The sequence below is a fragment of the Eubacterium ramulus genome, assembly GCF_045002895.1.
Lineage (GTDB): Bacteria > Bacillota > Clostridia > Lachnospirales > Lachnospiraceae > Eubacterium_I > Eubacterium_I ramulus.
In genome coordinates, this window is record NZ_CP173382.1 from 2,440,393 (window position 1) to 2,451,553 (window position 11,161).

At 43.4% G+C, this 11,161-nt stretch carries 13 protein-coding genes; all 13 read right to left on the reverse strand.

The features are described from left to right. Window positions 1-5: 5 nt before the first annotated feature. Window positions 6-2,336 carry a VirB4-like conjugal transfer ATPase, CD1110 family gene (locus ACIRUQ_RS11490; RefSeq protein ID WP_055062744.1) on the reverse strand — a complete coding sequence of 777 codons (2,331 nt, stop codon included), beginning with the start codon at window positions 2,334-2,336 and terminating at the stop codon, window positions 6-8. Then, complete coding sequence (locus ACIRUQ_RS11495) at window positions 2,329-2,694, reverse strand: PrgI family protein (protein ID WP_055291068.1); 366 nt, start codon at window positions 2,692-2,694, stop codon at window positions 2,329-2,331. The genes ACIRUQ_RS11490 and ACIRUQ_RS11495 overlap by 8 nt, the downstream gene beginning before the upstream one ends. 135 nt (window positions 2,695-2,829) lie before the next feature. Beyond that, window positions 2,830-3,666 (reverse strand): hypothetical protein, encoded by an 837-nt coding sequence (locus ACIRUQ_RS11500; RefSeq protein WP_002594677.1) that lies wholly within the window; start codon window positions 3,664-3,666, stop codon window positions 2,830-2,832. Window positions 3,667-3,739: 73 nt separating this feature from the next. After that, a complete protein-coding gene (locus ACIRUQ_RS11505) occupies window positions 3,740-4,102 on the reverse strand; it encodes a hypothetical protein (protein ID WP_015512775.1) in 363 nt (120 codons plus the stop codon). Between the two features lie 19 nt (window positions 4,103-4,121). After that, the gene (locus ACIRUQ_RS11510; protein WP_055291066.1) at window positions 4,122-5,930 is read right to left on the reverse strand and encodes a VirD4-like conjugal transfer protein, CD1115 family; all 1,809 of its coding nucleotides are present in this window, start codon (window positions 5,928-5,930) and stop codon (window positions 4,122-4,124) included. After that, the gene (locus ACIRUQ_RS11515) at window positions 5,917-6,120 is read right to left on the reverse strand and encodes a hypothetical protein (protein ID WP_008789327.1); all 204 of its coding nucleotides are present in this window, start codon (window positions 6,118-6,120) and stop codon (window positions 5,917-5,919) included. The genes ACIRUQ_RS11510 and ACIRUQ_RS11515 overlap by 14 nt, the downstream gene beginning before the upstream one ends. 12 nt (window positions 6,121-6,132) lie before the next feature. Further along, entirely contained in the window at window positions 6,133-7,017 is an 885-nt protein-coding gene (locus ACIRUQ_RS11520) for a hypothetical protein (RefSeq protein WP_055291064.1), read from the reverse strand. A gap of 6 nt (window positions 7,018-7,023) precedes the next feature. Then, the gene (locus ACIRUQ_RS11525; RefSeq protein WP_055291062.1) at window positions 7,024-7,818 is read right to left on the reverse strand and encodes a PcfB family protein; all 795 of its coding nucleotides are present in this window, start codon (window positions 7,816-7,818) and stop codon (window positions 7,024-7,026) included. Continuing rightward, entirely contained in the window at window positions 7,802-9,187 is a 1,386-nt protein-coding gene (locus tag ACIRUQ_RS11530) for a relaxase/mobilization nuclease domain-containing protein (RefSeq protein WP_055291060.1), read from the reverse strand. Before ACIRUQ_RS11530 ends, ACIRUQ_RS11525 begins: the two co-directional genes overlap by 17 nt. Next, window positions 9,178-9,519 carry a plasmid mobilization protein gene (locus ACIRUQ_RS11535; RefSeq protein ID WP_002594670.1) on the reverse strand — a complete coding sequence of 114 codons (342 nt, stop codon included), beginning with the start codon at window positions 9,517-9,519 and terminating at the stop codon, window positions 9,178-9,180. The genes ACIRUQ_RS11530 and ACIRUQ_RS11535 overlap by 10 nt, the downstream gene beginning before the upstream one ends. Then, window positions 9,482-9,640 carry a DUF3789 domain-containing protein gene (locus ACIRUQ_RS11540; protein WP_087203228.1) on the reverse strand — a complete coding sequence of 53 codons (159 nt, stop codon included), beginning with the start codon at window positions 9,638-9,640 and terminating at the stop codon, window positions 9,482-9,484. The genes ACIRUQ_RS11535 and ACIRUQ_RS11540 overlap by 38 nt, the downstream gene beginning before the upstream one ends. A gap of 135 nt (window positions 9,641-9,775) precedes the next feature. Continuing rightward, on the reverse strand, window positions 9,776-10,195 hold the full coding sequence (locus ACIRUQ_RS11545; protein WP_023920505.1) for a DUF3846 domain-containing protein: 420 nt from the start codon (window positions 10,193-10,195) through the stop codon (window positions 9,776-9,778). Further along, a complete protein-coding gene (locus tag ACIRUQ_RS11550) occupies window positions 10,192-11,154 on the reverse strand; it encodes a DUF3991 and toprim domain-containing protein (RefSeq protein WP_055291058.1) in 963 nt (320 codons plus the stop codon). Before ACIRUQ_RS11550 ends, ACIRUQ_RS11545 begins: the two co-directional genes overlap by 4 nt. Window positions 11,155-11,161: the final 7 nt, after the last annotated feature.

Sequence of the window (11,161 nt, forward strand, 5' to 3'; positions counted from 1 at the left end):
CCTCCTTATGCTTCGCCTGGTTTGGTTGTCATCAGTTTATAAAGTTTCGTGTTCTTAGGGAATTTGTTTGCAAACGGTACAAGCGAGCTTCCCACCTTGATAAGTCCGTGTCCTGCTTCCACGTTCGTGATATAGGACATCTGGAGGTCGGAAATATTCAGAAGTTTTGCAAGCTCAAGCCTGTCTGTGGAAGCCTGATTCAGCATAATAATGAACTCTGAGTTTGCAAGCATTGTTCTTGCTGTGTGGCTCTGCAAAAGGTCATCGACGTTCTGGGTTATTCCACTTGCGTATGCACCGTATTTTCTCACACGCTTCCACAAGGTAAAGAGGAAGTTTGCAGAGTATTCGTGCTGGAACAGAAGATAAATTTCATCAATGAAGATAAAGGTGTTCTTACCCTTTGCACGGTTCTGTGTGATACGGTTCAGAATAGAGTCAAGGACAACAAGCATACCAATCGGCATAAGCTGTTTACCCAAGTCAAGAATGTCATAGCAGATAAGGCGGTTATTGGTATCCACATTCGTCTGCTTTGCAAAAGTGTTCAGAGAACCATGCGTAAAAAGCTCAATAGCAAGTGCCAGTTCCTTTGCTTCCGGTTCGTCCTGCTGCAAAAGTTCTGCCCTGAAATCCTGCAAGGTCGGTATATGTCCCTGATAGTCATTCTGCTGATAACTGCGGTACACACTTGCCGTGCAACGGTCAATGATAGACTTCTGCTTTGCTCCGAGATTTGTTCCGCCGATAAGCTGTTCACAAAGGGACATAATGAACTCGGATTTCAGAATGACAGGGTTTGCACCGTCGCCGTAATCCTTATTCATATCCATTGCATTGATGTGATTGTCGGAAGTAGCAGAAATATTGATTACCTCTCCGCCCATCGCATTGACAAGCTGTGAATACTCTCGCTCAGGGTCGATGATAATAATATCTGCGTCTGAAGAAAGAACCTGATTGATGATTTCTCCCTTTGCTGCAAACGACTTACCACCACCGGATACACCGAGAATAAAGGAGTTACCATTCAAAAGCTGCTTACGGTCTGCGATAATCATATTTTTGCTGATAACATTCTGACCGTAATAGATACCGTTTTCGTGAAAAATATCCTGCACCCTGAATGGGATAAATACCGAAAGACTCTCTGTGGTAAGTGTTCTGAAAGCGTCAATCTTTCTTGTTCCAAACGGCATTACCGTGTTGAGTCCATCTACCTGCTGAAATCTCAGTGTTGCAAACTGGCAAAGATGTTTTCTTGCTGTGGTAAGCAATGCTTCCGTATCATTCTCAAGCTGTTCCTTACTGTCTGCTGTAATAACCATCGTGATAACGGCGAACATCATTCTCTGGTCACGGGTTGTAAGGTCATCGAGGAACTCTTTCATTTCTTTCTTCTGCTGCTCCATATCATACGGAACAGTTGCAGAGAAGTTATTATTTGCATTCTGTCTACGCTGCCAGTTCGTAATATTGGTTTCTACGCCAAGCAGACGGTTCTCTGCTTCCTTTACTGCTTCATCAGTCGGAACGGGAACAATATCAATGGACATCATCAGATTTCTGTTCATATCCGTAAGTTCCGCTACCATACTGTCTTTGATATAGGACGCATACTCACGCAAAAAAAGAACTCTTCCATAACGGTTTCCCATCTTGAAATAGTCCTTTTCAAATTCCATTGTGTCAGGGCAGATATAATCCTTAAAATCGTGTCCCTTTTTTCTTGTTTCCTTAATATCAAAGTGGAAAGAGCTTTCCTCTCCCACACGATAAAAGTCGTGGAAAATACGAAGTCTCTCGTCTGTTTCCAGTTCCACGCACTTACTTCCAAGTCTGCCGAAGTGAGCAATCAAATCTGCACCGACACGGGCAAAATAAGTTCTTGCGTCCTCTACACTCTTTTTATTGATGGAAATGGTAATATACTTATCCTGAACAATGGAGTTTGCACCCGTTGCCTTATCAAGAAGCATTTTGTTATATTCCTCTCGATACTCGTCCAGATTATCTCCGGTTGTCGGAATAAGGATTGTCTGTTCAAAATCCAGTCTGTTGAGCCGACGGTTATTGATTGTGATTTTTGTCGTTGCACCACTGTCAAGAGAGTTCAGAAGTTCGGAATATTCAAGGAACATCGCTTCCTTATCCTCACGGCTTGCCACCGCATAGTTAATGTCCGTAAAGCGGTAGGTCTTTGAATATTTATCCTTTCCCACTTTGAAAATGCCATCATCAAAGATAGCTGCTACGGGAATCACGTCCTGCACCCCTTTCGGTACAACAAATTTTTCTTTATCCTGCTTAAACAGGTTCGTAAGAGTCTTAATCATTTGACTTCAATACCTCCTTCTGTTTCTGTTCAATGCTTGGCTTCATCAGTTCGTAATACACATTGGTGGAGTGAAACACCAGCTTCTTCGGCATCAAAAACTCCGATTTTATCCACGCATAGATTGCTTTTTCTGCGGTCATACCGTTGTACTTCACAAAGCCAAGTGCCGCAAACGGGGCAGCACCCAAAATGCACACCCACGATACGGTTTCCGTGCCAACATACGGTCTGAGCAAGAAATGCAGTCCTACCGCAACGCCACAAGCGAGAACAGAAAAAATGAACTGTCTGAGCGACAGTCCAAAAAACATTGACTCTGTATAATTTCTGATTTCTCGGTTAATTTTTACTTCCATATCTGTTTCCTTTCCTGCGGTTTCGGTCTTTCCCCCTCACGCATTTACCATTCAGGCAAAAGACTTTGCCTTTTCGTTTACCGCCATAGTAAACACATTTCTTACAATCTCTTTGGTTCATCTCAAAATCTCTCCTTAAAGTCCCATCATCTCTCGGATAATACGGTCAGACATTTTCACTGCACCGACAAGAACAAGCATATTAAATACCAATTCCCCAATATATGCCCACACTTGCGTAACTGCTGCTGCGTCAGGATTCACTACTGGCGGCGATGAAGCAAATACGGAGAAAATAATACAAGCAAGTACAATGACTGCCCCTTCAAGCAGAACTGCACAATAGCTCTTGATAAAACTCTTGCCGACATTCTGTGTCGGTTCTCCTGCAAATGTGGAAAGCGGTATCGGTGCAAGTGCTGTGTACATATACAACTTGAAAAATCGTCCATACACTGTCATTATCAGAATAAACGACAGCACCGTGATAAATAATCCTCCAATAAGCGTTACCGCCCACAAAGGGATACTCTCAAAAAATCCGCAATCCTCTATGGTCGTTACCATCTCTGCGGGCAAAGTCGTCTGTTCCGGAGTTCCAAATCCGGCAGCATTCATAATGGTTGAAATCGTACCTTGCACGATATTAAATAATGCAAGCATAAGCTCCATTCCGTATGTGATAACACCTTTCGCCAGTGCAAAACGAACAAAGAGTTTCAGAGCGTGTTCCGGTTTCTTCACATCTGTAAAACTTCCGCAGGTCTTTACCATACCTATCACGAAAAACAATACAAGCAAGGCAAGCCCGATAGCCTGAACCGCACCGTTGATGTCAACGATAACCTTCCAGATATTCCCGCCCTTAAAGTTCTGCGGTGTAGTTGTGATGAGCGTCCATATTTCTGACAGTTTCTCATTCCAAGTTTCAAGGGCATTTTCAAGATTTTGAACTACCCAGTTATCACTCATTCAAAGCACCTCCTTACAATTAAGGGGTGTACCTTAACTTGGCACACCCCTCGATAACTGTGTAACTCTTATCTTAGCCTGTGATAAGAGTAAGGATTTCTTTCGCAAAAGTGATAATGACACCACCCGCAAGAGTCAGGAAGCCATTGGCTCTCTGAGAAGGGTCGTGAGATTTGAGTGAAAGACCGACCTGCACGATACCAAAGCCAAGCAAAATCATACCGATGGCACGGATAAGTCCGAAGATAAAATCGGACAGATTATTGACTACGGTAAGCGGGTCATTCGCTGCAAATGCAGTCGTTGTCATTCCAAGTGCCAACGCACCGACAATGACCATTGTGCAGTAAGCACGGAAGCCTTTCTTAACCTTTCCGGTCATAGGCAGTTTCTTTGTTTCCTGAATGTCAGTTGCTTTTTTCTTAAAAATAGTCATAGTTGAATACCTCCAAAATTTAATTTGTTTGATTGTTTATGAACAGAGCTTCCATCTCCTCCTCGGAAAGAAGTTCCCAGTTCGTTTCTTCCATTTCCTTTTCAGGAAGTGTTGCAGGGTCAATGTCCCAAATGGCAATCGAAGCAATATCTTTTGTGACTTCTCCATGCTTATAAGGACTCGCCTTTCCGTCTGTGGTAAGTGCCACATTCGGGTGTTTCATAATGTCATATTTGAAATCCATAATGGGTCTTTCCCCACGGATAAACAAAATAGCGTACTGATTATCGAGCATACGCACCTCATCAGGGGTAAGTAACTCTCTGCCGCTAATCTGATAGTTGGTGGAATAATTACCGCTTCTTCCGGTACTCTTTCCGAACGTGTTGGTATCAATGGTTTCCTTGCCCAACAGCTCCGACACATATTTATGGGTTGACTGCTCATTTCCACCAAGGTAAAGAAATTCATCGCAGTTACCCACAATGCTCTCCCACTGTTTTTCAAACAAGGCTTTAAGCTGTGCCAAGTTCTGTAAGATGATGCTTACAGATACCCCACGGGAACGCATAACCGACAGTATTTTGTCGAAGTCGTCCGGCAGTGAAACATTGGCAAATTCGTCCATCATAAAATGAACAGGCATCGGCAGACAACCGCCGTGGATATGGTCGGCTGCATAAAACAACTGCTGAAAAAGCTGTGTGTAAAGAATGGATACCAAGAAGTTGAAACTAGAGTCGTTATCCGGTATCAGTGCAAACAGTGCCACCTTTTTCTCTCCGAGTGACTGCAAATCCAGTTCATCGGCAGAAGTAAGAGCAGCAAGACTTTCCAAGTTAAACTTTTCAAGCCTTGCTGCAAGGGTTATCTGTATAGATTTTAATGTTTTGGAAGAACCGGAATGATAAGAGTGATAATACTTCAAAGCAATGTGGTCAGGATTATCTATCATCAAATCCGAAAACAGATTATCAAGCGGAGAAGGACTTGGGTCGTCCTCGTCCTCAATCGCCCCGGCTCTGAGCATTTCCATTACCATCGCAAAATTCTGTTCTTCCGGCGGTGCTTCATAATGCAGATAAAATACAAGTGCAAGCAGAAGCATTGACGCTGCCGTATCCCAAAATGGGTCATTGCTCTGTGAACCTTTCGGAGTGGTACTCTTAAAAAGATTGGTTACGAGCTTCTGCACATCATTGTCATTCTGCAAATAAACAAACGGATTGTAACAATGGCTTTTCTCCATTGAAATCAAATCAAGCACACGCACTTCGTAACCTTTCTTCTCAAGAAGATGTCCCGTATCTCGCAGGATTTCCCCTTTCGGGTCTAATATCACATAGCTGTTTCTTGCAGCATTCATAATATTAGGCTTTGCATAAAACCTCGTCTTACCTGCACCGGAGCCACCGCACACAAGCGTATTCAGATTTCGTCTGTGCTTCTTAGCATTAAGTCCAATGCACACATTCTGAGTCATCAGCTTATTTTCTGATAGTGGCTTTTGTCGGTATTTTTTATCAATGGCTCTGACATTGCCCCATTTGGCAGAACCGTGTTCTTCTCGTCTGCGGTAATTCTTTCTTGTTGAGAAATAAATCCCGATACCCATTCCATAGCACAAAAGCAAAATGAGGACAGTTTTCAGGCTGTCCCCACATAATTTTATGGAAAATGGATTATCAAAAAGTGTCGCAAGATTGGCTGCTATTTCCGGCAGTCCTCCGCTTATGGAAGGTGCAATCAGAAGTGACAGCCATATAACCGGAACGATACCGACAATGGATAAAATAATGGCAGTCTGCCTGTCATTATCTCGCTTCATCTGAGCGTTTCCTTTCAATCACTTTGAACTTTTTCAATGGGGCATTTCCGACTTTTACAAGCAGGTCGTCTACTGCGTCTGCGGACTTGCCTTCCTCCATCAACTTTGTTTTCTCATCGTTTAAGGAGCGAATGACAACACCGTGTTCATAATCGTCCAAAGCAATGTGGTAGAGTTTTTCTTTTTCCATATCTGCCCTCCGTTATCTCTCATAGTCCTTTGAACGCACCTGCTTTTTGCGGAACATTTCATCAGAGATATGACTGTGAATTTCTGCCATTGCATTTCGTGTCTTGGAAAGCTCCGCACGGATTTCTTTCGGCTCTTTGGAAGCCAGTCCCTCCGGAATACGGTTAATTGCAAAATTCTGTGTATCTACGCCATACTTCTTGCAAATCATATATCCGATACACACTGCCTGAAAGCCCATATCCCTGCGGCTGTAACTTTCGCTGTTGATGGAAAGCTGTGCGTGTCCGAGTTCCTGAGCGACACACTGAGCAACTGCTACGCTGTCGCCCACATTACGCTTCACATACAAGGTCTGCTTTTCATTATTATAGAAAGCTGCCATATTCGGATACGGAAGTTCATCGGTTGCCGCAACCTCCACCGGAGATACATCAAGCATTGTCGTGATAAGTGCTTTCGGGTCACGGTTTGCTGATACTGCCGGAGCTTTTCTTCCATTTGTCTGCGTAACATCAAATACCTTTTTGACATTGTAGGAAATACCCGGAGAACCATCTGCTCTTGTGTATTCCACTGGTTCAAGGATAGAAATACTCTTTGCCCCTTTGGTAATCTTCACATTGTCCTTACCCCAATCATCAAAATCTTTAAGCTGTGTCGCCTGCGGATACTGACTGTAAATAAGGAGAGCATTTGCTGCGGAATATCTGTCCATTCGACTCTGCGTATCAAGAAAGTTCTTGAACTTCTCAGGGTCACTCACAATCTCACGGGCAGCATCATCAATCATCTGATAGACTTTTTCTTTTTCTGCTCGCTTCTTTTCTGCATACTCCTCTTTGGATAATCTTGGCTGATTACCGCCAGCCTTTGCGGGTTTGAAATCATTTGTCATAGTGAATTACCTCTCTTTTGTTTTGGGGTTCTTCTTCGGCTGACGGTGTACCGTCTGACCGTTTTTCTGCTGCGGCTTCTTGCCGTCTTTCTTAACCTCCGGCTCTTTACGCTCTGCTTCTTTTTGCTGTTTTGCCTGTGCCTTGTAACGGTCAAGTTTCTCTTTGACCGATGGCTTTTCCACTGGCTTTGCAACACCCTTATCAGATTGCGTTTCTACCGGCTCTGAGTTTTGCCTTGACAGAGGGCTTTTGTCTGTTTTGGCGACTGAGGGGTTTGCGTTTGCTCGCTCCTCTTTCTGCATTGGATTTCTGACTGCTTCTTCCATAATGATTTCACTCTTGGATTTGGTCGGCTTTTCTTTCTCAACCGCTTCACGGTCTGCGATAGCCTTCTCTGCTTCACTGACAATCGAAGCCTTATCCACCTTGCCAAGTTCAAATCTTTCAACGATACGCTGAATTTTAGAAGCGTCCTCTGCTCTTGCAATAATATCTACCGGAGCGTTCTCTCCCTTTGTGTTCTTATCTCTGAGGACACAATAAAGAACGCCATAGCGTTTTGCCTGTTCGGTAAACTTCTTCAAATCCTTTTGCGGAATGGAAAAGACTTTCAGCTCCTTGCCTGACTTAATCATATTGGTAAGCCTTGCTTTGCCCTTCGTCTTTTGTTCCTGCTTCAGAACCGATACCAAAAGCAATGCGATATTCTTCGCCGCCGAACCGCTTAATCTTGCAGCAACTTCAAATCCTTCAAGCGAAAGCCTAACGACCTGCTCTGCTGCGTCACCACCGTTGTTCATAGCGTGATTTCTCCTTTCTCTGCTGTTTTTGTTCCTCTGTTTCGATATGCTCAAGGTTTTCTTCCATAACCTTTGACCTCTCTGCAATATCCTCGCAGAGTTTTACTTCCCGTCGGAGTTTTTTCAATTCTCCATTGATAGAAGCGATTTCATCTTTTGCCGCCTGAAGCTGACCATCATCAATATTTGTTCTTATCTTTTTTCGGAGATGTGTTCTTCCGGCAATCAGATTTTTCATCTGCTCCTCTAAGGAAGTCTTATATGAAAAAAGCTGTTCGTCCGTGGAAATATTTTCTCGTCCGAGCAGCCTTACTTCATCAGTAATCTTATCGAGCTTCATCAAATCATCTTTCAAAAGATAATGAAGCCTTGCGTTATTCTGTTTCTTATACTTGGGCAGATAACCGAGTCTGTAACAGTAATACAGATACAGCCCATAAAGTCCGCCTTTCTTTTTCAGCTTCTGCCCTCTGGTCTGCATACGGTACTGTCTTGGTTTATAAATCGCCCTCTGGAACGGCTCAATCTCTGCCCATCTGTCACGATTTTCTTTGATACGCTCTACAATCCGGTCATTGGTATAATCTGCTCCGAGATTTTTCAGTCGTATCGGCTTATCGTATCCCTTTGGAATGACCGTCCAGTATTTTCGGCTTGGACTTAGATTATAGGCATATCCCATTTCCTTGAGAGCAAACTGAAATTCTTTCAGGGTCTTGCTGTGGTCGATAGCATAATCAATGGCTTCCTTTGCAACCGAGTAGCGTGTCGGCATACCTGCCTTTTCTTTCATCGTCAGATACTCCGACTGCTTACTGCGGTTCGGATTCGGGTCATAGTAAAGTCCGTACTTCTCACAAATCCTGTCTGCAACTTTTCGGAATTTGAACCACGCTTTTTCCTCTCCCCACAAATGTTTGCCATCGACAAAAGAAATAGAGTTGATGACAAAATGGCAATGCAGGTGCTTTGTGTTCAGGTGGGTTGTCACAACGACCTGAAATCTTTTACCCCACACTTCATTTGCAAATTCCATTCCGATTTTCTGTGCCATCTCAGGAGATATATCTGTTTCCTTGAAACTCAAATATCCGTGATAGGCTTGGATACCGTCTGTCTTTTGGTACTGCTCCTTAACCGTTATGAATTGGTCACGGGCAATCGCCACATTACAGTTGATACCCTCAACATAAAATTCTCGCTCTGTTTTTTCTTCATCCTTTGCATAAGCAATAACATCTGCAAGCGCCTGATACTGTTCCGGCGAAAACTCCCTTTTGATATTTACAGAAGTCTTTTCCGGATTGGTCGCATAGTCAATGACCTGACCGAGCCTTTCTGTTACCGACCACAACTTTGTTACTGCCATTTCATTTCGCTCTGATTCGGACGAAGATATGTTCTCTCAATCTCTGACTGGAACTTATTCCACTTCGCAGCTTCATTCTTCAGCATAGGTGCGTCAATGAAACCAAGCGTATTTGCTTTGGCAGCAAGCTGATTGATGTTATTACCGATAGAGGAAAGTTCCCTCATCACATCATAGAAACGGTCATCGGGTTTCTCTTTCGGTTCGTAACCTCTGATAAGCAAACGGATAAGCCCTGCTTCGGAAAGACAAGCCTTCTTTGCCTTAGCTGCCAAATCCTGTGCTTCCTTGCGGTTAAAGCGTACAATCTTCTGAATGTTTCTCTTTCTCATAATCGGTATCTTCCTTTCTCTTTACTCTGCAATCTTTGTTAATCTGGAATAAGCACATCATCGTAACGCCAAGACAACTGCCGAGCAGTGTTCCGGCGGCGATAAGTAATAACTCTCTCAAATCAAATTCTCCTTTCTCACGGGATATTAGGGGCAACCCCTAACGAGCCTTTTACCGTTTGGGAAACTGTGTTTATCCAAATGGTCTGCTCGCTAAGATTAAACATCTCCTCTGGGTTGCCCCGTTCTCAGGCTACTATCTCTCATAATCCTTTGATTTCGGCTTAAAAGGTTCAGCCACGATATTGCCGCCCACTTCCTTAGAAAAGCGTTCAGGATACTTGAACTGTTCCTTATACTTCTTCATCATATCGTCCGGCAAGCTCTGAAAGCTCTCACTCTCAGGCGGTGCATAACAGATAAAGAACTTGCCGCAGATAATATCAACCATCTCTTTCTTATCGTTGTCCTGCACATAAACAGCACGATTAAGCGGAAGTCCTCTCATCTTTCCTTCCTCATTACAGATGATTGCAACGTCATCATCAAAGGGCATATATTCCTCAATATCCCCGCCGACAACCTCCTGCATTGCTTCCAGACTGTCGTCGATTACAATTTCCTTCGGGTACTTTTCCGGTTCTACCAAGAGAACTTTAATCTTTGTATCATTCATCGTTCTTCATTCCTTTCGTGTGTTTTTTTATTGTAAATTCCCATCCGCATACAAAGAAAATCGTTGAAGTCCTTACCTGCTTTTGGTGGTTCATCAACGATTTCATACTTATCCGGCAGAATGGTTTTTAAGGTCTGTGCTGCCTTTCTGCCCGCTATATCATTGTCAAAATGGATACGGATTTTCCTGACAGATGGGTTGCTGCCAAGATACTTTTCCAGTGCAATCGGCACTTTACTGTCCTCAATTTTCTTTGCCGGAGAATACACCCCGGACAGCGAAACAAAGCTCATTTCTTTCCAATCCTGCCCGTTCAGCTTCGCAAGCGTGGCATAGGATAACAAATCAATGGCACACTCAAAGAGGTGTACTTCCTCCAAGTTTTCCTTACCAAGCCGAAAAGAATAATCTTTTTTACTGCCACTGCAATCGCCCATAATCCTACGCTTATTCGTGGAACGGTAGGCTGCATATTTTGGTTCTTTCTTCTCGTCATAGCCTACAAACACAACATTGTGATACGGCAGGCTCTCAAAGATAAGGTCATTAGAGATACAGTAATTGATGATTTCAAAATCTATTCCTCTCCCGAAAAGATACTCTGTAATCACTATGTTGGAAGCACATTTTTCAGGGAGAAGAAGCGGTTTATTTTCCTCTTTTGGCTGTGGCTTTTCATAGACCGGAACCTGAATCGCTGTGTGTCCGATAATGGTTTCCACCGCTTCAAGGAAGCTGTAACCTTTGACCTTAATCAGATAATCCAAAGCACTCCTGCCACCGATACCTCTCGACCACCATATCCATTTCCCGTTTGAAATCTTCAAACTGTCGTGGGTTCTGGTGCAATAGGTGTTACCTGAAAACTTAACCAGCTCATACGGTTCATAATTTTTCAGGTAGGTTAATAAGTCCATCTGTTTCGCCTGAATGATTAACTCAGGTGCGATAAAAGGCATATCGACC